This is a genomic window from Pseudomonas sp. CHM02, from assembly GCF_000612585.1.
Classification (GTDB): domain Bacteria; phylum Pseudomonadota; class Gammaproteobacteria; order Pseudomonadales; family Pseudomonadaceae; genus Aquipseudomonas.
In genome coordinates this window covers 16,316-36,575 of the sequence record NZ_JFCA01000064.1, presented here as the reverse complement: position 1 = coordinate 36,575, position 20,260 = coordinate 16,316, and the positions used below count along the sequence as shown (strand labels likewise).

At 60.0% G+C, this 20,260-nt stretch carries 36 protein-coding genes; 18 read left to right on the top strand and 18 right to left on the bottom strand.

Annotation, left to right across the window (positions count from 1 at the left end; translation table 11 throughout):
* Positions 1–166: 166 nt before the first annotated feature.
* Positions 167–1,399, top strand: a complete 1,233-nt coding sequence (locus tag BM70_RS0127960) for an integrase arm-type DNA-binding domain-containing protein (protein WP_025859083.1) — start codon at positions 167–169, stop codon at positions 1,397–1,399.
* Here the strand turns inward: BM70_RS0127960 and BM70_RS0127955 are convergent.
* The 18 genes from BM70_RS0127955 to BM70_RS0127865 form a co-directional block, all read right to left on the bottom strand.
* Positions 1,369–1,611 (bottom strand): AlpA family transcriptional regulator, encoded by a 243-nt coding sequence (locus BM70_RS0127955; RefSeq protein ID WP_025859082.1) that lies wholly within the window; start codon positions 1,609–1,611, stop codon positions 1,369–1,371. The genes BM70_RS0127960 and BM70_RS0127955 overlap by 31 nt on opposite strands.
* Positions 1,612–1,663: 52 nt before the next feature.
* The gene (locus BM70_RS0127950; RefSeq protein ID WP_025859081.1) at positions 1,664–2,272 is read right to left on the bottom strand and encodes a phage protein; all 609 of its coding nucleotides are present in this window, start codon (positions 2,270–2,272) and stop codon (positions 1,664–1,666) included.
* A 225-nt stretch (positions 2,273–2,497) separates the two neighbouring features.
* Positions 2,498–3,133 (bottom strand): hypothetical protein, encoded by a 636-nt coding sequence (locus tag BM70_RS32815; RefSeq protein WP_081782148.1) that lies wholly within the window; start codon positions 3,131–3,133, stop codon positions 2,498–2,500.
* A complete protein-coding gene (locus BM70_RS33240) occupies positions 3,126–3,632 on the bottom strand; it encodes a hypothetical protein (protein ID WP_155952214.1) in 507 nt (168 codons plus the stop codon). Before BM70_RS33240 ends, BM70_RS32815 begins: the two co-directional genes overlap by 8 nt.
* The gene (locus tag BM70_RS33440) at positions 3,629–3,802 is read right to left on the bottom strand and encodes a hypothetical protein (RefSeq protein WP_177326601.1); all 174 of its coding nucleotides are present in this window, start codon (positions 3,800–3,802) and stop codon (positions 3,629–3,631) included. The genes BM70_RS33240 and BM70_RS33440 overlap by 4 nt, the downstream gene beginning before the upstream one ends.
* Positions 3,799–4,224 carry a hypothetical protein gene (locus tag BM70_RS0127930; protein WP_025859078.1) on the bottom strand — a complete coding sequence of 142 codons (426 nt, stop codon included), beginning with the start codon at positions 4,222–4,224 and terminating at the stop codon, positions 3,799–3,801. Before BM70_RS0127930 ends, BM70_RS33440 begins: the two co-directional genes overlap by 4 nt.
* The gene (locus tag BM70_RS0127925; protein ID WP_025859077.1) at positions 4,221–4,544 is read right to left on the bottom strand and encodes a hypothetical protein; all 324 of its coding nucleotides are present in this window, start codon (positions 4,542–4,544) and stop codon (positions 4,221–4,223) included. Before BM70_RS0127925 ends, BM70_RS0127930 begins: the two co-directional genes overlap by 4 nt.
* Positions 4,545–4,583: 39 nt before the next feature.
* Entirely contained in the window at positions 4,584–5,195 is a 612-nt protein-coding gene (locus BM70_RS0127920; RefSeq protein ID WP_025859076.1) for a 3'-5' exonuclease, read from the bottom strand.
* Between the two features lie 61 nt (positions 5,196–5,256).
* A complete protein-coding gene (locus BM70_RS0127915) occupies positions 5,257–6,072 on the bottom strand; it encodes a hypothetical protein (protein WP_025859075.1) in 816 nt (271 codons plus the stop codon).
* 9 nt (positions 6,073–6,081) lie between these two features.
* Positions 6,082–6,282 (bottom strand): hypothetical protein, encoded by a 201-nt coding sequence (locus tag BM70_RS0127910; protein ID WP_017847647.1) that lies wholly within the window; start codon positions 6,280–6,282, stop codon positions 6,082–6,084.
* A gap of 2 nt (positions 6,283–6,284) precedes the next feature.
* Positions 6,285–7,934 carry a YqaJ viral recombinase family protein gene (locus BM70_RS0127905; RefSeq protein ID WP_025859074.1) on the bottom strand — a complete coding sequence of 550 codons (1,650 nt, stop codon included), beginning with the start codon at positions 7,932–7,934 and terminating at the stop codon, positions 6,285–6,287.
* Entirely contained in the window at positions 7,921–8,682 is a 762-nt protein-coding gene (locus BM70_RS0127900; RefSeq protein ID WP_025859073.1) for a recombinase RecT, read from the bottom strand. The genes BM70_RS0127905 and BM70_RS0127900 overlap by 14 nt, the downstream gene beginning before the upstream one ends.
* A 53-nt stretch (positions 8,683–8,735) precedes the next feature.
* A complete protein-coding gene (locus BM70_RS33235) occupies positions 8,736–9,053 on the bottom strand; it encodes a hypothetical protein (RefSeq protein WP_025859072.1) in 318 nt (105 codons plus the stop codon).
* Between the two features lie 125 nt (positions 9,054–9,178).
* Positions 9,179–9,727 (bottom strand): hypothetical protein, encoded by a 549-nt coding sequence (locus tag BM70_RS32810; protein WP_081782146.1) that lies wholly within the window; start codon positions 9,725–9,727, stop codon positions 9,179–9,181.
* Between the two features lie 127 nt (positions 9,728–9,854).
* Positions 9,855–10,088, bottom strand: a complete 234-nt coding sequence (locus BM70_RS0127880; RefSeq protein ID WP_025859070.1) for a hypothetical protein — start codon at positions 10,086–10,088, stop codon at positions 9,855–9,857.
* Positions 10,085–10,372 (bottom strand): hypothetical protein, encoded by a 288-nt coding sequence (locus BM70_RS0127875; RefSeq protein WP_025859069.1) that lies wholly within the window; start codon positions 10,370–10,372, stop codon positions 10,085–10,087. Before BM70_RS0127875 ends, BM70_RS0127880 begins: the two co-directional genes overlap by 4 nt.
* Before the next feature lie 571 nt (positions 10,373–10,943).
* Positions 10,944–11,258 carry a tripartite tricarboxylate transporter TctB family protein gene (locus BM70_RS0127870; protein WP_025859068.1) on the bottom strand — a complete coding sequence of 105 codons (315 nt, stop codon included), beginning with the start codon at positions 11,256–11,258 and terminating at the stop codon, positions 10,944–10,946.
* Between the two features lies 1 nt (position 11,259).
* Positions 11,260–11,976: a S24 family peptidase gene (locus BM70_RS0127865; RefSeq protein ID WP_025859067.1), complete on the bottom strand. Its 717-nt coding sequence runs from the start codon at positions 11,974–11,976 to the stop codon at positions 11,260–11,262.
* A gap of 89 nt (positions 11,977–12,065) precedes the next feature.
* Here BM70_RS0127865 and BM70_RS0127860 point away from each other — a divergent pair, with 89 nt between their 5' ends.
* The 17 genes from BM70_RS0127860 to BM70_RS0127780 all read left to right on the top strand — a co-directional run bounded on the left by BM70_RS0127860 (position 12,066) and on the right by BM70_RS0127780 (position 20,171).
* Positions 12,066–12,254 carry a Cro/CI family transcriptional regulator gene (locus tag BM70_RS0127860; RefSeq protein WP_025859066.1) on the top strand — a complete coding sequence of 63 codons (189 nt, stop codon included), beginning with the start codon at positions 12,066–12,068 and terminating at the stop codon, positions 12,252–12,254.
* Positions 12,255–12,256: 2 nt separating this feature from the next.
* Complete coding sequence (locus BM70_RS0127855; protein WP_025859065.1) at positions 12,257–12,565, top strand: CII family transcriptional regulator; 309 nt, start codon at positions 12,257–12,259, stop codon at positions 12,563–12,565.
* A gap of 2 nt (positions 12,566–12,567) precedes the next feature.
* Positions 12,568–13,293, top strand: coding sequence for a DnaT-like ssDNA-binding domain-containing protein (locus tag BM70_RS31995; RefSeq protein WP_051556797.1), 726 nt, complete (start codon positions 12,568–12,570; stop codon positions 13,291–13,293).
* Positions 13,220–13,939, top strand: coding sequence for a replication protein P (locus BM70_RS33435; RefSeq protein WP_177326600.1), 720 nt, complete (start codon positions 13,220–13,222; stop codon positions 13,937–13,939). Before BM70_RS31995 ends, BM70_RS33435 begins: the two co-directional genes overlap by 74 nt.
* Positions 13,932–14,261 carry a hypothetical protein gene (locus tag BM70_RS0127840; protein WP_025859062.1) on the top strand — a complete coding sequence of 110 codons (330 nt, stop codon included), beginning with the start codon at positions 13,932–13,934 and terminating at the stop codon, positions 14,259–14,261. The genes BM70_RS33435 and BM70_RS0127840 overlap by 8 nt, the downstream gene beginning before the upstream one ends.
* A complete protein-coding gene (locus tag BM70_RS0127835) occupies positions 14,254–14,697 on the top strand; it encodes a RusA family crossover junction endodeoxyribonuclease (protein WP_025859061.1) in 444 nt (147 codons plus the stop codon). The genes BM70_RS0127840 and BM70_RS0127835 overlap by 8 nt, the downstream gene beginning before the upstream one ends.
* Complete coding sequence (locus tag BM70_RS0127830) at positions 14,694–14,960, top strand: hypothetical protein (RefSeq protein ID WP_025859060.1); 267 nt, start codon at positions 14,694–14,696, stop codon at positions 14,958–14,960. The genes BM70_RS0127835 and BM70_RS0127830 overlap by 4 nt, the downstream gene beginning before the upstream one ends.
* Before the next feature lie 2 nt (positions 14,961–14,962).
* Complete coding sequence (locus BM70_RS0127825) at positions 14,963–15,223, top strand: hypothetical protein (RefSeq protein ID WP_025859059.1); 261 nt, start codon at positions 14,963–14,965, stop codon at positions 15,221–15,223.
* 123 nt (positions 15,224–15,346) lie between these two features.
* Positions 15,347–15,598, top strand: a complete 252-nt coding sequence (locus BM70_RS0127820; RefSeq protein ID WP_025859058.1) for a holin — start codon at positions 15,347–15,349, stop codon at positions 15,596–15,598.
* Positions 15,595–16,065, top strand: a complete 471-nt coding sequence (locus tag BM70_RS0127815) for a lysozyme (RefSeq protein WP_025859057.1) — start codon at positions 15,595–15,597, stop codon at positions 16,063–16,065. Before BM70_RS0127820 ends, BM70_RS0127815 begins: the two co-directional genes overlap by 4 nt.
* Positions 16,062–16,502: a lysis system i-spanin subunit Rz gene (locus BM70_RS33470; protein ID WP_025859056.1), complete on the top strand. Its 441-nt coding sequence runs from the start codon at positions 16,062–16,064 to the stop codon at positions 16,500–16,502. Before BM70_RS0127815 ends, BM70_RS33470 begins: the two co-directional genes overlap by 4 nt.
* A gap of 77 nt (positions 16,503–16,579) precedes the next feature.
* A complete protein-coding gene (locus BM70_RS0127805; RefSeq protein WP_025859055.1) occupies positions 16,580–16,786 on the top strand; it encodes a hypothetical protein in 207 nt (68 codons plus the stop codon).
* A gap of 48 nt (positions 16,787–16,834) precedes the next feature.
* Entirely contained in the window at positions 16,835–17,278 is a 444-nt protein-coding gene (locus BM70_RS31985; protein ID WP_025859054.1) for a hypothetical protein, read from the top strand.
* A 4-nt stretch (positions 17,279–17,282) separates the two neighbouring features.
* Complete coding sequence (locus BM70_RS0127795; protein WP_025859053.1) at positions 17,283–17,489, top strand: hypothetical protein; 207 nt, start codon at positions 17,283–17,285, stop codon at positions 17,487–17,489.
* Positions 17,486–19,087, top strand: a complete 1,602-nt coding sequence (locus BM70_RS0127790; RefSeq protein WP_025859052.1) for a portal protein — start codon at positions 17,486–17,488, stop codon at positions 19,085–19,087. The genes BM70_RS0127795 and BM70_RS0127790 overlap by 4 nt, the downstream gene beginning before the upstream one ends.
* Positions 19,084–19,329 carry a hypothetical protein gene (locus tag BM70_RS0127785; RefSeq protein WP_025859051.1) on the top strand — a complete coding sequence of 82 codons (246 nt, stop codon included), beginning with the start codon at positions 19,084–19,086 and terminating at the stop codon, positions 19,327–19,329. Before BM70_RS0127790 ends, BM70_RS0127785 begins: the two co-directional genes overlap by 4 nt.
* A 2-nt stretch (positions 19,330–19,331) precedes the next feature.
* Positions 19,332–20,171, top strand: coding sequence for a hypothetical protein (locus BM70_RS0127780; RefSeq protein WP_025859050.1), 840 nt, complete (start codon positions 19,332–19,334; stop codon positions 20,169–20,171).
* Positions 20,172–20,260: the final 89 nt, after the last annotated feature.

Genomic DNA, 20,260 nt, shown 5'->3' with positions numbered 1-20,260 from the left:
ATAGTTAAACCATCCGCCTCATGCCGCCACTTCCCACCAAGCCATGAAAAGATTCGCTTTAAGCGGATTAACTATTTCCGCCAATCACCGACTCTTTCCACACCTTCCCGAATTTTTTAGTACATTGCACAGCACACTCTAATTCGACTGGACTGGTGATGTACTAATGCCCCTGACTGACACGGCCGTTCGACAGGCCAAGCCTGCTGACAAGGACTTCACCCTCACGGACGGCAGCGGGCTCTCCCTGTTCGTCGCCACCAATGGCACCAAGTCGTGGCACTTCCGGTTCTCATGGCTTGGCAAGCAGCCGCGCATGTCGCTGGGCACCTACCCAGAGATATCCCTCAAGGACGCCCGCGAACTGCGCGACCAGGCCAGGGGGCTTGTGGCCAAAGGTGTCGATCCGCGCGCCAAGCGCCGTGAGGAAAAGCATCAGGCCAGCGCCCTGGCCATGAACACGTTTGAGGCCGTAGCCAATGAGTGGCATGCCTTCAAGGCGCCGCGCATGGTTGTGTCAGCCAGCGGCGGTTCGGCCCAGGCAAGGTTCTACCTGGACAAGGACTTGATCCCGGTCCTGGGCAAGATCCCGATAGCCGACGTGAAGCGCTCCGACGTGCTGGCCGCGCTGCGCCGGATCGAGAAGCGTGGCGCCCTCAACTCGGCGCGCAAGTGCCGGTCCTGGCTGAACGAGATTTTCCGCTACGGCATGGTGTCGGGATACCTGGACATCAACCCGGCCTCAGACCTGGACATCGTGGCCCAGCAAGAGCCGCCTGTGCGGCACAACCCCATGCTGGTGCGCAGCGAGCTGAAAGAATTCTTCGACGTGCTGCAGGCGTCAACAGCGGCCGCGTATGTGAAGTGCGCCATCAGGATCTTGTGGTTGACCGGCGTGCGCACCACAGAACTGCGCAACGCAACGATTGACCAGGTCGACCTGGAGGTCGGGCTCTGGTCGATCCCGCCTGATGCTGTAAAGCAGTTGAAAAAGAGGGTTCGAAGACAATCAAAGGAGGATGAAGTACCGCCATATCTGGTGCCACTGTCGCGGCAGGCGGTGGAGGAAATGCGCAAGGTGCACCAGTTGACCGGTGGCTACCGTCTGCTGATCGCGGGTCGTAATGACCCACGGCAGCCGATCAGCAACAACACGGTCAACTCAGCACTGAAACGCATGGGGTACGAGGGGAGGCTCACCGGGCACGGGATACGTGCGTCGATCTCTACAGCCTTGAATGAGATGGGGTACAACGGGGATTGGGTCGAGGCACAGCTATCGCACGCCAGCGGGAGCAAGGTGCGCAGGTCTTACAACCATGCCGAATACGTGGAGCAACGGCGGGTGATGATGCAGGAGTGGGCCGACTACTTGGATTCGGTCGCCGCCGGCGGCTGACCGACCACAGAGCGCGATGCCGCCCACTGCTCAACCTCGGCACGAATCCAGGCCACAGCTTTGACGCCTAGCTTCCGTTGTTTTGGGAAGTCGCCGGCAACAGCCATGCGGTAAATGCTGGTGGTGCTTAGACCCGAGATTCGCCGAACCTCTGGCAACTTGATGTACTCGATGTGGATTGCTGGTGGGGTGTCGGTGCGTGCAGTGTTCATGGGAATACCTCGCCACGCCGTCGCCGGCTGGATTGATTGGATTGGGTGGGGGTTACTGCTTAGGAGTTAGGGCGGGGAGCGGCTGCCAGTGGGTTGGCTCGTCGTCTTCACAGAATCCTCCGTCCCATGAGGACCACGACGCACCAGAGTCATACTCGTAGTTGCCCAGATAGGCGCCGGTTGAGTGGAACTCTGCTTCTGATTTTGTCCATTCGATCCATGCTCCCGATGTCACCCGGTCGCCTTTGCGCAGGATTATTTCTGTTCCGTCCTTCGGCGCGGTTTCGATTGGCTGCCACGGATCTGGCATCACCACCGCTACCGGCGCTGGCTGCTCGGCGTAGAGCTTACGTACCTCATACTCACCAGGCTGCGCTTGGCACATTTCAAGGCTTTCGCCGCTCATTTCTTCCCAGCAGTCCGAACCGTGAGAGCGAACCAGGCACACCGGCTCGCCCTGGGGCTGGGCGGCTTTCAATTCCTCCAATTCGGTGCTTACCCGGTTGAAAGCTTCGACGCTTACCCATTGCACGTTCTCGGCAGGCGCATCCAGCAGGGAGCGCAGCTCAATGCGTGCGTCCGTGCCATTCCAGCCCTCGGTAAGACGTTCGGCAAGCTGACGCGAGATCAGCACGCCGTCAATCGTTTGAGTGGTGGTCATGGCTTGGCCTTCGATGCGATAGCGGTCAATGCCGCGTCAAGGTTGGTAACGGCCTTGTGCCGGGTTGTGCAGGTGACGCTAACCACGGTGAAGCTTGAGCCGCCCTTGGCTGTCCAAGACCCATCCGGGTTCTGCGTTACCTCAATTACGTGACCCATAAATCACCTCAGCAAATCAGTTGTGCCAGTGCCAGCAGGCACCAGCAGTAGGCGGGGAGTTGGGATTTCATGGATTAATCCCCACGGTTCTAGCTATTTCGATCAGAACGTCGCGGAATTCTGGCGGAGTAGCATTGCGGAGCTTTGTTTTATCCTTGCCGCCGATCATCGCCATCATTCCTATGCGGCGTGCTTTTTCGTAGCCATGCTTAGCCAGTGCTACCGGGTGAATGCGCTGCTCTACTTTACCCCACCGAAGTTCTGGCAATTTCTCGCGCGATACGCCAGAAGCGAGAAGCCAAGTCGGCTTTCCAGCCATGTGCCCGTAATGCCCCTGGTACACACAGCACGTCCACATGCCTGCTGCCGCCTCTACCCACCCACCTGAGCGCGGAGGCTTTTTAAGGCCAAAAGCAGCCCAGGCATGCGAGTCGCATGGATGCTCAAGAACGCCGCCGAACTCAACAAGCGAAGACAGGGCGGAAGCAAAGCAACCGTCGTCATCGCCCAGCTTGAACTGGTGAGGCTTGCGGGTACTTCCGTGCCAGAAACGGCCCCAGCGCTGGCAAGGGGGGTGCGCTACAACCGGGTGAGGTCCGTTATATTTCCTGGCGTCACGCTTTTCGTCCCACGGATCTACGCCAGGCACGCCGATGTAATGCCCTTCCGGCTCAACGTAGAGAGCGGCTACCGAGTTACTCATCGCCATCACCCTCTGCTGGCTTGAGTGCGGCGTCAACATCGGTGATAAAACCAATATGCCAATCATAATCAGGGTGCCGTACGTACTCAGAAGCGTCACGCAGCAACTCGACCAGCTCCTCATTTCGCTGCTCGGCGGCGGTCAGGCGCTGTTGCAGGGCGTCACGCTCGGCGGTTACCCGGTCATGATCGGCGCCCAGCACAACGTTGAGTCGGCCAAGGGCCGGGCCTTCCACAAGGCCGGCCTCGGTTACGTGGTAACGCTTCACCGTTGCCGGATTGCACTCAGGGCAGCGGTCGCCGTCATAGCCATCAGGACGCAGGCAACCAATCTCCCCGCGGTCATTGCAGGTGTCGCACGACGGGTCGGGCTGTTCTGGCGCCGACAATGAAACGCCTGCTGGCGATAGTTTGCAGAATTCACAGTCAAGGAAACCGACTGCTGGATCGATGCCGGTTCCATTGCAGGAATGACAGAACGCCTTGGGTGGTGTGTTCATTGGTTTTTCTCCCGTGCACGCAGCTCGGCCATTTGCACCTGCCGGGCCTTGCTGCACTTGTCGTGGTTGCCGTGGGCGCGGGACTTCCCGCACTGGTCACAGATGGTTTGCAGGTCGAGCGGCTTCATGGGCCGCCCGCGAATGGTGGTGGTGCGGCGTAGGTTGGTCATGACGGCAGTGCCTTGATAGCCAACTTGCCGAGTGCGCGGACAAGACGTTTCGCGTTGCCGAACTCCCGGCGAGCGTCTTTCCTGGCGAGAATCAAACTCCAAGCAGCGAGGCAGTGCGGGCAAGCACCTTCGGATTCCTCATCCCAGCCGGTGAGCTGGTCTGTGATTTCTTCTTGGTCGAGGCGGCGCTCAGAGCAGTAATCGCTCACGGTTGCGGTGAGGGCCTGATGCAGGTGGTGGTTGACGCGGCTGTTGTCCCAAAGGGGCGACTTATCGTCGAACTCTTTGTATGCCTCGATGGTGATCGGGCACTGTTCAAGCGTGGTCACAATGGCTTTCTTGATCCTCGTCAGCTCGGCTGCTGCTGACTCGTAACGAATAAGTGCGGCGACTGCTCGTTCGCCGAGTGGTGGCCTGCTCATGAAGCCCCCTTCAACATATCAATGACGATCTTCACGCCGCTGGCCACGCTGGCCGGTTGCTGCACGGCGTACCGGGTCAGATCGGCGATGGCCTTGGTCCGTACCGGCTCGCGCCGTATGGATGGCCCCAAGGCCTGGACGAAGTCGACGGCCCACCGCTTTGCCTCCAGTTCTATGACGCGGTTGATGGGGCCGGTTATGACCAGTTCGGGCAACGGCTCGTTGGCTACGATGGGCGGGAGAAGCTTGGTTTTCGGCGCGGGCGCCTGGAACTGGCGGTCGAACGCGTCCGCCAGCGCCTTGAGTGCTGTTGAGTTCATGGGGCACCTCAAGGGCGCCCACGCGGGGCGCCAGCAGAATTAAGCCACCTGAGCAGGCGGGTTCATGGCGAAGTAGATGCGGGCGCACGCTTCGGTGTCGGGCCGCGCGCGGTGGCCACCGACCAGTTCTTCACCGGTGAAGTGCAGCAGGGCCTCGGCAACCGAGGGCTGTTTGAACTGACGCCCACGGCCGGCGGCGATCATGCGTTCGGTCGGCGGGCATTTGACGATGCTGGTGGCGGCCTGGCAGGTGCAGTACTTCGGCCCGGCCTTGAATTCGTCGGCGGTGGCTTCATCCATGAAACGCTTCAAGCCAATGCGCAAGATGCGGTCATCGAACGATACGTTGTGAGCAACGCGCAGGCCGGCCTGCGCCATGATGCTCATGAAGCCGGCGACCGCTTCACGCTCTGGAATGCCGTGCTCCAGGGCCATTTCAGTGGTGATGCCGTGGATCGCTGCAACGTTGTCAGGGATCACCCAGCCATCAGGGCGCACCATCGCTTCGAACGAGTCCACCAGCACGCCATCAGGGGTGTACAGCAGGGCGCAGATGTCGACGATATGCGGTTGGTCGGGGTGATCGCTGGGCGCCTTGAACTGCGGCAGGCCAGTGGTTTCGGTATCGAAGAAGCAAATCAACTCGGACATAGGTTTTCTCCAGGCACAAGAAAGGCGCCCATAGGCGCCTGGCGGTGTTGCGGGGATAGGTTTAGGTCACGTCTTCCAGAGTGGCGACGACCTTGTAGCTGTGATCCATGGCGGTTTCGCCCTCGGCGTCCAGCGCGATCACACCGTTATCAAGCAGGCGGATCAGCAGAGATGCAGCCTTGTCGCTATCGATGGCCAGTCGGCTCTGGATCCAGTGGGCCTTGAACGCCTTGTTGTTGGACTTGAGCACGATCAGCTGGGCCGCATCGTCGTAGGTGAACTCGCCGAACTCTTTATCCAGGTCGGCACCGGCGCCGTCTGCGCCACCGGTGCGCTGCGCCAGTTCTTCGGCGGTGCCCAGCGGGCTCTGGCCGTCCGGCTCATCAGGGCCTTTGCCAGCAAACAGGCTGCCAGTCAGGTCGCTGACGTGCAGCGCCAAATCCTTCTGGTCGCGGTCCGGCTGGATGAAGTCAAGCCCATCGTCGTAGTCGGTTGGCGCCAGCACCAGTAGGCACATCTTGCCGGGAACCTTCGCCAAGGCCGTAGCATCCGGCGCGTTTACGTCAATGCTGGCCGTGATGGTGATAGCCTTTTTCTTGAACTTGGCGTCCACCACCTCGACCTCGATGGTTTCGACGTTGCGCGAGCTGATGATGGCGATGGCGTTGTGCGCCGCTTCCGTCGCGCCCTTGGTGAAACGATCAATAATTTCCTGCTGGCAGCCTTCATTCAGCTTGCTCCAAGGCGAGTGAATGTTCTTCACCTCGAACAACATAGTGTTCACCAGGTCATGCACCAGCAGCTCGTGAGCCAGATACGAAGGTTCAATGCCCGCCAGCTTGGCGCGCTCAATGATGTCGCGGTGTTCAGTCTTCATGGGCATTCCTCAGTGCTTGGCGATGCGCTCAAGCTTCGATTGTTGAGCGGGGCTCAGGTTGGTATGGGCGCCGTAACGCTTGAAGCTGGCGCGGATGTTTTCGACGAATTCCAGTTCCCATTCCCCGCTGGCGTGCAGCTCAGCGGAGGCCAGGATTCCGGCGAACTCCTCGACACTGTCGTAGATGTCGAGGATGGATTGAGCAGCCATGATCAGGCTGCGACCAGGTTGGCCTGTACTGCCTGGATGTGGTTGACCAGGGCGGTACAGATGCGCGAGAAGTCGCATTCGCGGTACAGCGTTGCGCCGCGCTCACGGGCAGCAGGTTCAAACCCAAGCGAACTCATGAAGCTGGCAGACACGACGAAGCCGAGGCGGTCGCTCAGGTCACCCAACTTGAAGTGCCGGCCATCGTCGACGGGCTGTTGCACTGCGGCAGCCGTCTTGATCGGCGTGGCAGCGACCTGCGCCGGCTGTTCCGTGACTTTCACAGGCTGCTCAACAACTGGCTCAGCAACCGGCTCGACCACCTGTTGCTGCTGGGCTGCGAGCTGCGCCTTTTCCTCTTCCAGGCGCTTGAGCTGGGCCTGCTGCTCTTCGTGCTCGTTGATCCGGACCTTGATCAGCGCCACCAGGTCATCGTTGGCCTTCATGACCAACTCTTGGGTATCCGCGAACAGGAATTTATGGTCGACAGCCAGCACGTTCAGGCTTTTCAGGTTTGCCCGAATCAGGTCAGCAATGCGGCTGGCCTCGATTTTGGCCCGTGCCAGTTCCGCATCAGCCGCTTCGTGAAGGCTGGACACCGACTTCTTGCCCTTGATGGCGCCTGCAAAGTCGGAGGCCACACGTGGCATGCGGATGCGGCCACCCAGCGTGCTGTTGATCTGGTCGATATGGTCCTGCAAGGCCTTGGCCGCATCCATGACGATATCGCTGCGGATCATTTCCTTGCGTGCCTTGACCAGCTTTTCCAGTTCCAGGCGCTTGCGCCGGGTCTCGGCCGCGATGTCATCAATCGCCTTGAACAGCACGTCGATGCTTTCGGTTTGGCTCAGGGCGTGTTCTTTCGCGGCCTTGAGCTTGTCCTCGACTTCGCTGCACCACTTGACCCTGGCGTCAGCGTCGGCGAAGTCCTGGTCGGTCTTCAGCTCGGTGCTGATGTTGCTGATAACGGTGAGGGCGTGCGACTTGAAGGCGTCCAAGTTGCTGGCGGTTACCATGCCGGTTACGTCGATACGCAGCGCCGGCAGCTGATCGGGGGCGGCGCCGATTGCCTCGACCTTGGTTTCCTGTGGGACGAATTCACCCAGGTCCTGTTCGAACTGGGCCCAACCGGCGATCAGTTCTTCACGGCGCCCAGGAACAGACGTGTATTCCATGCTGACGTACTTGTCGCGGGTGCCATCCGAGCAGACGAACAGCACGCGTTCGGCACCGCTCACCAGCAATTGCTGCTCAAGTTGCCAGTAGTAATGGGGCTCCAGCTCACCGGCGCGGATCTGCGTGGCGACCTTCTCGTTCCACAGCTTGTGTTCGAACAGGACGTCACCCAGCATCGTGGCGCCGTCCATCGAAGCCAGCAGGTTTCCGCTGGTGCCGACGATTGGGTACAGCTCTTCGCCGATATCTTCCTCAGCCAGGGGGCGCGCCATTTCCTCGGTGGCGTGGCCACGGTCGAACGCGGCCTGTTGCTGCGGGGTGACGTCCGGGACAATTCCGGTCTTTTTCATCGCCAGCAGATCGTTGCGGGTCTGGAACTTCGAAGCGCCCATCATCGCGGGCGCCTCCGAGGCGGTGAAGTGGGATGCGCGAAGGGCCAGCCATTCCGGCGTGCCCTGCTGGACGTTATGCACTTTCATTGGTGGCTTCTCCTTCGATTGGGGCAAGGTCGCGAATGCGCTGTTCTTGCTCAGGGGTAACGGCGTATTTGCTGGTGATGTTGGAAAGGATGTGGTCAGGGGTGGCGCGCCCGGCGGATATCAGGCCACGCCACTTGTCTGCGTTCTCGTCGAGCTTGGTATCGGGATAGGCCGGCAGCACCTTGGGCTCTTCGGTTTTGCGGGGCAGGGACTGGTTGAGCTCGCGCTCGGTCGGGATGTCCTGGACCTCTTCGGCCATCGGCATGCCGCGCAGCACGTCGGGGAACACGTCACGCAGGGCAAACGATCGGGCGCGCATCTGGCGCATGCGCTTCGGGTACTGGGCCCAGGGGCCTTGTTTGCCCTTGAGCCCGGCCTGCTGGGCGTCGGTCATGCTGAACGTGCGGGTCTGTTCGTCTTCGCCGACACGCTTCACCCGGCATGAAGCCGTCTCGCCGTCGTCGGTCTCGTACACGTACTCACACAGCGGCGAGCTGCGGACCAGGGCGATAACCGCGTCACCCCAGAGCGATGGGCGCCCGTTGATGACTGCGATGCTTTGCATGGCTTGCATGGGCTGCAGACCCAGTTCCATGCCCCACTGGACGGCCACCAGGATGTTGGCGGGCTTTTTCTGAAAGTCCTTCGGGACAATGTCGGAGGCTGCGAGGAAGTCGGCGAACCTCAACGCATCATCGAGGTTCTGCGGCGCAAGACTGAATGTCTGCTTGATGGCTAATTCGGACACAAGAGTTTCCTTGCCGCGACGTGCGCAGCATTGAGGGGGTCAAGGGGAAGGGTTTAGGCGGAGCGAGCAGCCAACATTGCGTCGGCAAGGCTGTAAGCGAACTGCGCAAAATCGGCGTAACGCCAGTTGTCGAGGTCGGAATTGCCTTTGATTTGGGGGCTGGCCAGCGTGCCCTGCAGCGCCTGGGCCGCGAAGTAGTCGCGCAGGCTCATGCCCTGCATGGCGTTGGCCTTGGTCTGGATATAGATCTTGTCCTTTTCCTCTGTGCTTGCGGTTTCGGGAAGCTGGAGCATTTCGGCCATGGCGATCGTGTGGGACGTCCCGTTTTCAGAGCACGGAAACGCCGGGCCGCCATCTTTTTGATTGGACATGGTGTTTACCTATTGAGTGATCAGGCCGCCGATAGCGGGGCCCAGTAGAACGATGGTGAGGAAGGTCAGGCCAACGATGGCCGAGGTCCAGCGGATGGCGCGGCGCCGGTGCCGCTGGCGGGTGGTCATGGTGATGGCTGCTTGCGGTAGCCATGATCAAGAAGGTAGGCGGCAAGCCCGACGTCTACAGCTGCTGGATCGTCGCGCCCCATGTATCCGGCAATATGTGGTGCTAAATCTTCCAAAGCCTCGCGCAGCTCTTGCTGTTCGATCTGCTCAGGCGTGCGGATGGGGCGGAACACCTTGGTACCGGTAGTCGTAACCATTACGTCAGCCTGATACATGTATTTCTTTGGGCCCTCGTCGAAACGATGGATTGGCTGGCCGTGCTCGTTAACGCCGAAAACCTTGGTTCTCAGGTATTCCATGCGGCTTTCGTTCCAGAGCACTTCGCACACCGTCCCAACAGGCGGAAGGCCTTCGCCGGTCCACGGGATAATCGCAGGAGCTGCATAATCGGGATGCTCAGTCACTAGAGTTAAAGCCCCCATTTTCCAATCAACATGGCGCCAAAAACCTTCGTAAAACCACCAGCAACCTTTTTCGAATTTGCGAAAGCCCTTTTCACCACATCCGGCTTCGATGAACTGTGTACCTTCAGGAATCTTGCTCATGTAAACCTCGCAACCAACATGCCGCGGCGAATCTCGATGCGCAGCGGTCGGGGTAGATCGGCAACCAGAAAAAAGCCCTGCGATTGCAGGGCGTCTCTGAGTTCGTTAACGGTTCGGCAAATGATCGTCACGGTGCTGACCTCCGAATGTCGGCGAGAAACGCCTCGGCCTGGGTCTGATACAGGCGGTTGTAGCGTTCCTTGTAGTGGAAGAATTCGCCGTCATCGATGGCGCCCAGCGCGTATGCCATTTCCATGGCCATGCTGGTTTCGGCGAACAACTGAGGCGAGGTATCGCCGGTGCGGATGCATTCGAAGCGAGCATCGATCATGCCCACCGCGATAACGTTTGCCCGGCTCATGCTGCCCACCGTTGCCGGCGCTTGCGGGCGTCGATCTCATGCCACAGCGCCAGCGTGATCTGCTGCCCGTACTGGTGGGCCAGCACCGGCAGTTGATAGTCCGGCACATCCATCCGGACGCCGTCTTCGTCGTAGCAGATGCCCGACACGAGTTCGAACTCCAGTTCGCGGGAGCCGTAAAAGTCCCAGTCGCTGTTCCAGCTGCCTGGGCAGGGCGGTTCATTTACGCAGTGGGTCACCTCCACCTGGAGGACAAAACCCTCAACAACTATTTCGTGTTCCATGGTCGCCTCCAGGGCGGTGATTACATCCGTCTGCCCACTCGGTGGAATGGGCAGAGGTGATGCGGTCAGCCTTCGCAGCCCATTTGGTAGCGGCCGCCGCATTCAGCGCTGCAAAACTCCATCGTCCGAGTGCGAACGCAAGGGCGATTGGTGTATGGGTCTCGACTGCGATCATGAATTTCGCGCTTGACCACCTTTTCAGCAGGCTTTCCGCAATGGGTGCATTTAACTGGTGCTGCTGTTTGTTGCTCGCTCATCGGGCATTCCTCCGGTTGTTTTCCCAATGCCCACCGCTCTGGATGGGCATCAGTGAAAATTTCCGTTGTCTTTCACGCCGACGTACCGAGGTCTATACGGCGCATCAGGGTGGGAGTCGCCCACGCCCGATGCGTCAAAGCCTTTCCCGGTCGACGCTTTGTTGCGGCTGGTTGTTAAAGAGCGGTTGGTCGCGTATGCAAGCCGACTTGCACTCATAAAAGCATGCTTGTATCTGATATGCAAGTTCACTTGTGTATTTTCCTTGGGACGAAAAAAAGCCCGCTCAGTGGCGGGCTTGTGTTTTCTGGTTGTTTCAGTCTTTCGGCTGCGTTTCCTGCATTCGCTTGCGCCAGGCCTCATTCCATTGTTTTGCGTACCACTGACGGTAGGCGTAGTTCACTGCCGCGGCGCCAAGCGAAACTATGACTACGGCCCAGTCGGCGCGCTCGCCGATATCGCCGGCAATTGCCAGGGCGATCAGTGAGGATGTCCCGGCGATAAACCCGACAAAGACGGCCTGATTGCCATCGTTGTAGTCAGGTTTTTTCCCTTTCCTGGCCTCTGTGATTTTATCTGCATCTCTGGCCCGTGCAGCGTAATCCTCCGGGCTTTCGTCTGGCGCAGCCATTTCAAAGCTTCCTCGCATTCCAGGCCAGCAGTACGCGGGCGTGAATGATCATGCTTTCCAGTTCCGCACCCTTGATGTCGTAGGGAGGGAACGTCTCGTTATCCGAGATCATGCGCAGCATCTTCGGCAGGCGCTGCAGGCGCTTGATGTACAACATTCCATCAAGTGTAAAGACGTAAACACCGTCAACCACCACCTCATTGATGCCTTGGTCAACGATCAGTGGGTCACCGCTGGAAAAGGTGGCACCCATGCTTTCGCCAAACCCGGTAATCACTGACAAGTTGTCGCCGTGGGTGTAGGTGATGCCTTGTTCGCGCAAGTACTCAGTGCGAACGGTGATGTTGCGAACCGTCTCGATGTATTCCTTTGGCAGGACCTGGCCAGGGCCCATCGAGGCCACCACGTCGTACTGAGGAATTTCGATTTCATCGTCCCGTTGTTGTCGGGAGAAATCGCCTATCACTACGTTGGCCATGGCACGCCGCCTCGGTGGATCGCCGGCGCCATCCAGCAGCCAGTCGACCGTCGTGTCCAGTCCACGGGCCAGCGCCAACAGGTTGTGGTTTTTGATATTTCCGGTGTCCCCGGCGAACCACTGGCGCACAGCTTCGTAGCTGACATCGCATGTCGTTGCGATCAGCCGCTTTACGCCACGTACGCCGGTCTCAGGCTTCCGTGCCAGTACAAGTTTCGTCATTCGATCAGTGATGTTCATTTGCCCAATCTACAAGTTGGCTTGTCAAGCATGCTTGCTTATTAAATACAAGCATGCTTGAATTTGGCGTATGAGCATTGGAGGTGCCTATGAAACGCCAGACAGCGATTGATTATTACGGCTCCATCCCCAAGCTTGCCCGAGCACTCAAGATCACTTATGAGGCCGTGCGGCAGTGGGGGGATGAAGTCCCCGAGTTGCGCCAGTACCAGCTGGAAAAGCTCACAGATGGTGCACTGAAGGCCGGCCAAGAAAGCCGGCCTCAGTCGGTGGCATAGCCATGTCGACGAGCCCATTAAGCCAAGAGCAGACGGTAAGCGCCCGCAAGAACTACAGCGTTCTCATGCAGGCGCTTGCATCTGTCGGCAACGCGCCCGTGGCGCTTGCAGTCGGTTGCGACGAGGCGACGATCAGCCGAATGAAGCCGGAGAAGTTCGAACAGTTCTGCCAGATCCTGGCGGTACTGGGGCTCAAGGTCGTCCCGAACAACATGCGGTGCTTCGACGTGCGTGACATCGAAGCGATCCTCTACCAGGCCAAGCGCTGGATGGAACACATCCAGAACGTTGACCAGTTGCAGGAGGGATAGCCGTGGAATGGTTCCGCATGTACGGCGAGTTCGCCACCGACCCCAAAGTGCAGATGATGAGCGAGGCAATGCAGCGCCGCCTGGTCATGCTCTTTTGCCTTGAGTGCAGTAACGGTATTGAAACGTTTCATGTAACGGAACGCGAAACATCCATAGCGTTTGCACTTCGCGTTACAGAGGAAATTCTCGCTGAAACCAAAGCCGTTTTTTTGGCGAAAGGCTTCATAAATGACGACTGGACTTTGGCCAATTGGGAAAAGCGTCAATACGTCTCTGATTCAAGCACGGCAAGGGTTAGAGCCCATCGCGAGAAGAAGAAAAAAGAGGCCGAAGAACGTGAAACGCGCATGAAACGTTCCAGTAACGCCCCAGAACAGAACAGAACAGAACAGATACAGAAAGAACACACACATACCGCGCAGGCGAAATTTTCGCTTCACGACGATTGGGAACCCAACCCAACCACGTTCACCGCCGTCCTGTTCCGAAACGGCATGGCAAACCAAACCTTCGAAGCCGACCAGCTTCTTGAATTCCGCTCGTACTGGATCAGCAGGCCCGACGACCTGAAAACCCAGGCCCAGTGGGAGCACGCGCTCGCCCAGCAACTGAAACGCCAAGCCCGAACCCAGCAAGCCAACGGGGGAATACCCAATGAAACCGGTAGACGAACTGCTCCAAGCCGCACGCGCAACGCTCACGACATCCTCACAGACCCCGACTGGTGAGCTGGCAGCCGAGAACGTCACCCCGCTGGACCAGGGCGCACGCAGTGCAGTACGCCGCGTGTTCACCACGCTGAAAATCTCGTTCCCGGCCTGGTACGAAAAGCACTACGGCGACAAGCGCGCAGAAACCCTGGCCCGCCGCGTGTGGATGCTGGCCATCCAGGAACTGGGCGACGAAGCCGTCGACCGTGGCCTGCAGCGCATGGTGCTGGAGTGCAAGTTCCCACCATCGCCAAGCGATTTCATGGAGCTGTGCAAGCGCGTTGATGGCCTGCCGTGCATCCAGCAGGCATGGGACGAAGCGCTGCGCGGGAGCTACACGCACAAAGCCGTCAAGGTTGCCGCCGAAGCCACCAGCACGTTCGATCTGCGTTCGGCAAACCACAGCGACAAGCCCCTGTTCCAGCGCTTCGAACGCAATTACGCCATCGTCATGCGCCGCGCACAGACCGGCCAGCCGCTTGAAGGGCGAATCGCCAAAGGCCTTGGCCACGACAGCATGCGTCCGCGTGAGCAGGTTCAGCTGGAGTACTCCCGTCAGGAAGCCGACCGCATCGTCGACGTGCTTGAAATCCCAAAAGACCCCAAGGCCTGCCGCGCCATGCTGCTGGCACAGCTCAAGATTCGGAGAGACGAGCATGCGTGATTACAGCGAACTGGAACTGATCGCCCGGGCAGCGGTTGGATTTTCTGACGTCAGCCTGGCGCCCGACGTGGTTCTTGAGCTGATCGCCGAGAACAAGCGTATGCGTGAATACGCGTGCTTTCGGGCCGTCAAATCCCTGCGCGCCGACTGCAAGGACCTGATGGCCGAGCGCGACCAGCTCAAGGCCAAAACAGAAACCTACTGCACCTACGGCGACGATGGCAGCGAGCACACGTTCTACGGCGATCAGGCCGCCATCAAGGCTCTTGGTGAAATGATTTTTGAACTGGAAGCGCTGCGAGAAGGGGTGGCTCATGACTGACCTCAAGCCCGTGTCGTTCTTCGTGCCAGGTGAAGCCATCGGCAAAGGCCGGCCGCGCGTATCCACCATCGGCGGCCACGCTCGCATGTTCACGCCCAAGAAAACCGCCAACTACGAAACCCTGATCGCCATGGCAGCACAGCAGGCTATGGACGGCCGCGAGTTGATCGCCGGCCCCGTGATGATGGAACTGGCCATACGCGTAGCCGTAGCAGCGTCCTGGTCCAAGAAGAAATCCGCCGCTGCGCTCGCCGGCGATGTCATGCCGACCAAGAAGCCCGACGCCGACAACGTGCTGAAGGCGATCTGTGACGGCATCAACGGCATCGTGTTCAAGGATGACGTCCAGGTGGTCAACGTCTCGCTCAGCAAGCGGTTTAGCGCAACGCCAGGCGTCACCGTGCGCGTTGTACCACTGGTGGGGGACTGCTCATGAAACCACTACTGCAATGGGCCTGCCGTGAGCTGAACGACGGCTGGGTGATGATCGGCGTCGATGTGGACCTGTCAGCGCCAGGTGAGCCGGAAATGCTGATGGGGCTGCGTAGGGCGGTGCATCCGTTCCAGTTCGACGAGGCTGCCGATCCGGTTATAGCGTTTGCGGCGGTTATATCCGAAATGGACTTTTTGATCCGCAGAGGGTGTGGGGTGAGCGCGACAACTCACTCTGCCTCGCGCGCGTGCGCGTTTGGGGCCTAGCCATGCTCGCCCTGGTCGAACAGCGGGTTGATTGGTTCACGGTGATCACCGGACTTTCGCGTGCGGGCTACTCCCCGCAGTCGGTGGCTGATGCCATTGCTGTGCCGCGCAGCACGCTGCTGGGCTGGAAACAGGGCGCCGAACCTCGCTACACCGAGGGGGAGCGCCTTGTGTTGTTCTGGGTCCAGGCCACTGGCTGGGATCGTTCAAAGCTGCCCATGGTCGCCGTCGGTGACTGGTGGGCTTATCACTCCAAGGCTTGAAATAGTCGGGATTCCGACACCTGACCCCGACGACTCTTACGGTCATCGCAGCCCAGCCACCCGCGCTGGGCTTTTTTTTGACCCTGGAGGCCGACCATGAAGGCGCCAGTTAGGAGTAACAGCATGGCCAACCCTGCGCCGGAAAGCATCGTTGAGGTAGTCGGCGCATCAGTCGCGAGCAAAGGAATGCTCACGGGCGGCGCTGTTGGGCTGGTGGGATTCTTCTCCCAGGTGAACTGGATAGGCGTGTCAGGCGTTGTCATTGCGGTGGTGGGCCTGGTGATCAACGTGTATTTCCAGTGGCGCAAGGATCACCGCGAGTCCTTGGAGAGCGCCGCACGCATTGAAGCGCTGAAAGAGCGCATCAGGTCATGACCCCTCTCAAGCAACGAATCCTCGCCGCGTCACTCGCCGGCGCCACCGGCATGGCTGGTGTGCTGGTGTCCAACTTCGAAGGTCGCAGTCTGGTGGCCTACCTCGACCCCATTGGCATTCCCACTATCTGCGAAGGCGTTACCCGTGGTGTGCGCCTGGGCCAGAGCAAGACGCCGGTCCAGTGCGATGAGCTGCTGAAGGCCGAACTGTCCATTGCGCTGGCGGGTGTAGATCGCAACGTCACCGTGCCGCTGCCCGAGACCCGCCGTGCTGCAATGGCCTCGTTCGTCTACAACGTCGGCGAGCCCCAGTTCAAGGCCTCCACGCTGCTGCGCAAACTCAACGCCGGTGACGCACGCGGCGCCTGTGCCGAGCTGAGCCGGTGGGTGTACGCCAAGGGGCAGAAGCTGGCCGGCCTGGTCAATCGCCGTGCTGCTGAGCGCGAGTTGTGCGAGGTGGGCCTATGACCCGCTATCTCATCGCAGGCCTTGCCATGGCGCTTGTCCTGGCGCTCTGGCGCCTGGATCACATCAGTACAAGCCTGGACACCGCAACGGAGCGTGTAGGCGTGCTGGAGAGCCAAGCAGCAGCATACGAGCAGGCGCTCAACGTCCGCGATTCCATCGACGCCCAGTATCAGGAGGCTATCCGCAATGCCGAACAATCCAAACCGCAGCTTGTTGCTGACCTCGATACTGGCGTTAAGCGCGTGTACGTCCGTGCCGCCTGTGTGCCAGCCAATCCCCAGCCCGCCGGCCGCACTGATGCAGCCGCCCCCCAACTTGCAGCAGATGCTCGACAGGATTATGCCGACCTCGTCGCAGCCCACGCCAAAGTCACCGCCCAGGTGATCGGCCTGCAGGACTTCATCACCAACGTCTGCAAGCGCACCACCTCGAAATAGTCGGGAACCCGACAGCCTCCCCATCCGATCCTTGGCCCTCATTCAGTTGATTCCCCATCAGCAAGAGGGCTTTACCCATGCCAGTAGCAACCCCGCGCCGCGTCGATGCCGCAGACCTCAGCCAGGCAATCGAGTTGATCGACGCCGCCGCCCGTGTCTCCGCCGCTCTCCCAACGCTCACCCGCCTCGATGTGCAGGACGCCTACAACAGCCTGGCGCTGGACCTGGTGGCGTTCGCCAAAGAACTGATCAAAACCGAGTTGCCAGCAACCCCGGCCGAGTAACCCCATCGCCCGGCCACGCGCCGGGCTTTGCACATCAGGAGAAGGCACATGCCAGCCCCAGACCTTACCCCGCAGACCCCAGGCGATCCGCTCGCCAATGCCATCAGCACCACCACGGCCAGCACCGGCAACCAGGATGCCAACGAGCAGGCCACCGCCAACGCCAACGCCCAGGCACCTGCCGTTCCAGACTTCACCGCCAAGCATAACGGCGGCGGTCGCTGGGTTGTGATCGACGCCAACGCCCCGCAGGTGGATGGCAAAGACGTGAAGATCGGCGACTTCACCGGCACCAAGGACGAAGCCCTGGCCGAAGCCGAACGCCTGACCGCCGGCGGCGAGCCGCTGGTGCTGGACCCCAAGCGCGAGAACGAGTCGAAGCCAGCCGTCACCACCACGGCCAGCACCGGCACCATCGACGCAACCACGCTCAAGCAGGCGGTCATGACGCCTGAGGGCTGGTTGTGCCCTGAGCCAGTAGCCAAGGGGTAACGACATGGGAAGCAAACCGAAGGCACCAAAGGTGGTTGAGCCGCCAGATCCAGCCATCGAGGCCCAGAAGGCTGCCGACGCCGCAGCAGTGAAGGCCAACGAAGAAACCGCCACCCGCAAGAAGCGCAAGGCCGAGAGCAGCCTGCTCACGTCTGGCGCCGCTGGCACCGGCAGTGTCCTATCTCAAGGCAAGAGCACCCTCGGCCAATGAACGCATCCCAGATCTGCAAAACGTTGAGCACCTTGAAGTCGCTGCGCTCGCCGCATGAGCAGACCTGGCGCGACTGTTACGACCACAGCTATCCCGTTCGCGGTAGCGGCTTCTCTGGTGAGTCGATCACAGCGACCGAGGCGCAGACGCGCAAGGCTCGTATGATCGACGGCACCACTACCGATGCTGTACGCATTCTTTCATCGGCCATCATGTCCGGGGTTACCCCGGCCAACTCGGTATGGTTCGCCCTGGATGTTGGCCAGGAAAGCGATGAAGAGCGCCGCTGGATGGATAGCAGCGCCAAGATTCTTTGGGAGAACATCCACGCAGCGAACTTTGACGCCGCCGGTTTCGAGGCAATGATCGACATCGTGTGCGCTGGCTGGTTTGCCATGTACATCGACCAGGATCAGGAAAAGGGCGGCTTCACCTTCGACCTCTGGCCCATCGCAAGTGTGTATTGCTCTGCATCCAAAGCCGGCGGCCAGATCGACACGGTTTATCGCGAGTACAAGCTCACCGCCGAACAGGCGGTGAATGAGTTTGGCGAGGACAATCTCAGCGAAACCACGCGCAAGCTGGCCAAGGATAAGCCCCAGGAACTGGTTGCGTTCATCCACGCCATCTATCCGCGCACCACTCACATGGTCAACGCCAGGCTGGCGAAGAACATGCCCATCGCCAGTTGCAAGGTGGAGGTTGCAGCCAAGCACCTGGTGAGCGAGTCGGGCTACCACGAAATGCCGGTCGTGGTTCCACGCTGGATGATGATTCCAGATAGCGTCTACGCCACCGGGCCAGTATCTGACGCGCTGCCGGACTCCCGAACCCTGAACGAACTGTGCCGCATGGACCTGGCGGCCGGTGACCTGGCTATTGCCGGCATGTGGATCGCCGAGGATGACGGCGTGCTGAACCCTCGCACCGTCAAGGTCGGGCCGCGCAAGATCATCGTGGCCAACTCGGTGGAAAGCATGAAACCGCTGAAAAGCGGGTCCGACTTCCAATATGCCGAAACCAAGATCACCCGTATCCAGGCATCGATCCGTCGCATTTTGATGGCTGACCAGCTCCGCGCCCAGGAAGGGCCGAGCATGACCGCAACCGAAGTGCACGCACGTGTCGCCTTGATCCGCCAACTGCTTGGCCCTGTGTACGGTCGCATGCAGTCGGAATACTTGCAGCTGCTGATTGAGCGTTGCTTTGGCATTGCGTACCGGGCTGGCGTGCTTGGCGCTGCGCCAGAGTCGTTGGCAGGCCGCAATTTCACTGTTCGCTACACCGGGCCATTGTCGCGTGCGCAGAAGCTGGAAGAGGTGACGGCCATCGATACGTTCGTTGGTAGCGCAATGGCGATAAAGGCGGCAGATCCCACCTCGGACATTATGGACAACATCGACCTGGACGAGGCTCAGCGCTTCAAGGGTGAGGCTCTGGGCGTCCCATCCTCGATCATCCGCAGCAAGGCCGACCGCGACAAGCTGCGCTCAGACCGCGCCCAGGAGCAGCAACAAGCCCAGGAGCAGGCGCAACAGCAACTCATGCAACAGCAGGCCGGTGAAGCCGCAATGAAACAACAGGGGGCCGCAGCATGAGCATGACACCCGAACAGATCGACGCGATGTTCAAACGCGTATTCGAGGATCACCGCGAAGGCGCCATGTGCTTTGAGCTGCTGTTGCAGCGCTTCGCCAAGAACGCCTGCACCGTCGGTGGTATCGACGCCATCCTCACCACTTACAAACAGGCCGGGGCCCGTGAAGTCCTGGACCACGTTGTAAACCGCATCAACCGCGCCAACGGCGTCCAAGCCGATCCCAACGAGCAAGAGGAATAACGATGAACATGTTTATCCATGGCCGCCTGGGCCATTTTTTCATGGCTGAAACCACCGAGGGCGAACCGGGCTCGATCGCCACACCCCCAGCAACACCGCCTGCTGATTCTTTGCTGGCCACCGGTGCCGCGCCCGACTTCATCCCCGAGAAGTATCGGACCAACAAAGAGGACGGCACCCTTGATCTGGAAGCGTCGAGCCGCAAGGTTGCCGAAGCGTACAAGCATCTCGAAACCCGCCTGGGCTCTGGTGATGTGCCGCCCAAGACCGCCGATGAGTACACGGTCAAGCTGGAAGGCGTCGAGGGCTTCGACTGGAATGAGTTCAAGGCTGATCCTGACACGCAGTCATTCTTGAAGGGCGCACACGCCAAGGGCCTTACCAATGATCAGGTCGAGTACGTCATTGGTGAATACATGAAGGCCGCGCCAAACCTTATCGGTGGCGCTGCCGTGCTTGATCGCGACGAATGCATTGCAACCCTCAAGGATGCCTGGGGTGGCGAGCAGGCAATGGCTGGCAACCTTCGATCCTCTTACCGGGCCGCCGAAGCTTTCGCCAGCGAGCCAGGGAAGCCGGGGAACTTGGAAGTTCTCATGAATAAATACGGGAAGGATCCCGACTTCATCGCGTTTGCCGCCAACATCGGCAAGGAACTCAAGGAAGACAGCGCCATCAACGGTGGCGCCCAGGTCAACGAAGCCGACTTTGCAGTCAAGACGGCAGAACTGCGCAGCCAGCTCCAAGCTTTGCCACCTCACGATCCGAAGCGCCCAGGCATCCAGGCCCAATTGGACGAGATGTACAACCGCAAATACAGCAAGCAGCAATCCCGCCTGTAACGCCCCGCTTCAAATAGTCGGGAAACCGACACCCCCCATGCACAAACATCGCAGGCATCCCAGCAATGGGCCGGCCTGCGATGGCACGC

Coding starts and splice junctions, on each gene's coding strand:
- BM70_RS0127960 (WP_025859083.1), top strand. CDS start 167: ATGCCCCTGACTGACACGGCCGTTCGACAGGCCAAGCCTGCTGACAAG.
- BM70_RS0127955 (WP_025859082.1), bottom strand. CDS start 1,611: ATGAACACTGCACGCACCGACACCCCACCAGCAATCCACATCGAGTAC.
- BM70_RS0127950 (WP_025859081.1), bottom strand. CDS start 2,272: ATGACCACCACTCAAACGATTGACGGCGTGCTGATCTCGCGTCAGCTT.
- BM70_RS32815 (WP_081782148.1), bottom strand. CDS start 3,133: ATGAGTAACTCGGTAGCCGCTCTCTACGTTGAGCCGGAAGGGCATTAC.
- BM70_RS33240 (WP_155952214.1), bottom strand. CDS start 3,632: ATGAACACACCACCCAAGGCGTTCTGTCATTCCTGCAATGGAACCGGC.
- BM70_RS33440 (WP_177326601.1), bottom strand. CDS start 3,802: ATGACCAACCTACGCCGCACCACCACCATTCGCGGGCGGCCCATGAAG.
- BM70_RS0127930 (WP_025859078.1), bottom strand. CDS start 4,224: ATGAGCAGGCCACCACTCGGCGAACGAGCAGTCGCCGCACTTATTCGT.
- BM70_RS0127925 (WP_025859077.1), bottom strand. CDS start 4,544: ATGAACTCAACAGCACTCAAGGCGCTGGCGGACGCGTTCGACCGCCAG.
- BM70_RS0127920 (WP_025859076.1), bottom strand. CDS start 5,195: ATGTCCGAGTTGATTTGCTTCTTCGATACCGAAACCACTGGCCTGCCG.
- BM70_RS0127915 (WP_025859075.1), bottom strand. CDS start 6,072: ATGAAGACTGAACACCGCGACATCATTGAGCGCGCCAAGCTGGCGGGC.
- BM70_RS0127910 (WP_017847647.1), bottom strand. CDS start 6,282: ATGGCTGCTCAATCCATCCTCGACATCTACGACAGTGTCGAGGAGTTC.
- BM70_RS0127905 (WP_025859074.1), bottom strand. CDS start 7,934: ATGAAAGTGCATAACGTCCAGCAGGGCACGCCGGAATGGCTGGCCCTT.
- BM70_RS33235 (WP_025859072.1), bottom strand. CDS start 9,053: ATGTCCAATCAAAAAGATGGCGGCCCGGCGTTTCCGTGCTCTGAAAAC.
- BM70_RS32810 (WP_081782146.1), bottom strand. CDS start 9,727: ATGAGCAAGATTCCTGAAGGTACACAGTTCATCGAAGCCGGATGTGGT.
- BM70_RS0127880 (WP_025859070.1), bottom strand. CDS start 10,088: ATGAGCCGGGCAAACGTTATCGCGGTGGGCATGATCGATGCTCGCTTC.
- BM70_RS0127875 (WP_025859069.1), bottom strand. CDS start 10,372: ATGGAACACGAAATAGTTGTTGAGGGTTTTGTCCTCCAGGTGGAGGTG.
- BM70_RS0127870 (WP_025859068.1), bottom strand. CDS start 11,258: ATGGCTGCGCCAGACGAAAGCCCGGAGGATTACGCTGCACGGGCCAGA.
- BM70_RS0127865 (WP_025859067.1), bottom strand. CDS start 11,976: ATGAACATCACTGATCGAATGACGAAACTTGTACTGGCACGGAAGCCT.
- BM70_RS0127860 (WP_025859066.1), top strand. CDS start 12,066: ATGAAACGCCAGACAGCGATTGATTATTACGGCTCCATCCCCAAGCTT.
- BM70_RS0127855 (WP_025859065.1), top strand. CDS start 12,257: ATGTCGACGAGCCCATTAAGCCAAGAGCAGACGGTAAGCGCCCGCAAG.
- BM70_RS33435 (WP_177326600.1), top strand. CDS start 13,220: ATGAAACCGGTAGACGAACTGCTCCAAGCCGCACGCGCAACGCTCACG.
- BM70_RS0127840 (WP_025859062.1), top strand. CDS start 13,932: ATGCGTGATTACAGCGAACTGGAACTGATCGCCCGGGCAGCGGTTGGA.
- BM70_RS0127835 (WP_025859061.1), top strand. CDS start 14,254: ATGACTGACCTCAAGCCCGTGTCGTTCTTCGTGCCAGGTGAAGCCATC.
- BM70_RS0127830 (WP_025859060.1), top strand. CDS start 14,694: ATGAAACCACTACTGCAATGGGCCTGCCGTGAGCTGAACGACGGCTGG.
- BM70_RS0127825 (WP_025859059.1), top strand. CDS start 14,963: ATGCTCGCCCTGGTCGAACAGCGGGTTGATTGGTTCACGGTGATCACC.
- BM70_RS0127820 (WP_025859058.1), top strand. CDS start 15,347: ATGGCCAACCCTGCGCCGGAAAGCATCGTTGAGGTAGTCGGCGCATCA.
- BM70_RS0127815 (WP_025859057.1), top strand. CDS start 15,595: ATGACCCCTCTCAAGCAACGAATCCTCGCCGCGTCACTCGCCGGCGCC.
- BM70_RS33470 (WP_025859056.1), top strand. CDS start 16,062: ATGACCCGCTATCTCATCGCAGGCCTTGCCATGGCGCTTGTCCTGGCG.
- BM70_RS0127805 (WP_025859055.1), top strand. CDS start 16,580: ATGCCAGTAGCAACCCCGCGCCGCGTCGATGCCGCAGACCTCAGCCAG.
- BM70_RS31985 (WP_025859054.1), top strand. CDS start 16,835: ATGCCAGCCCCAGACCTTACCCCGCAGACCCCAGGCGATCCGCTCGCC.
- BM70_RS0127795 (WP_025859053.1), top strand. CDS start 17,283: ATGGGAAGCAAACCGAAGGCACCAAAGGTGGTTGAGCCGCCAGATCCA.
- BM70_RS0127790 (WP_025859052.1), top strand. CDS start 17,486: ATGAACGCATCCCAGATCTGCAAAACGTTGAGCACCTTGAAGTCGCTG.
- BM70_RS0127785 (WP_025859051.1), top strand. CDS start 19,084: ATGAGCATGACACCCGAACAGATCGACGCGATGTTCAAACGCGTATTC.
- BM70_RS0127780 (WP_025859050.1), top strand. CDS start 19,332: ATGAACATGTTTATCCATGGCCGCCTGGGCCATTTTTTCATGGCTGAA.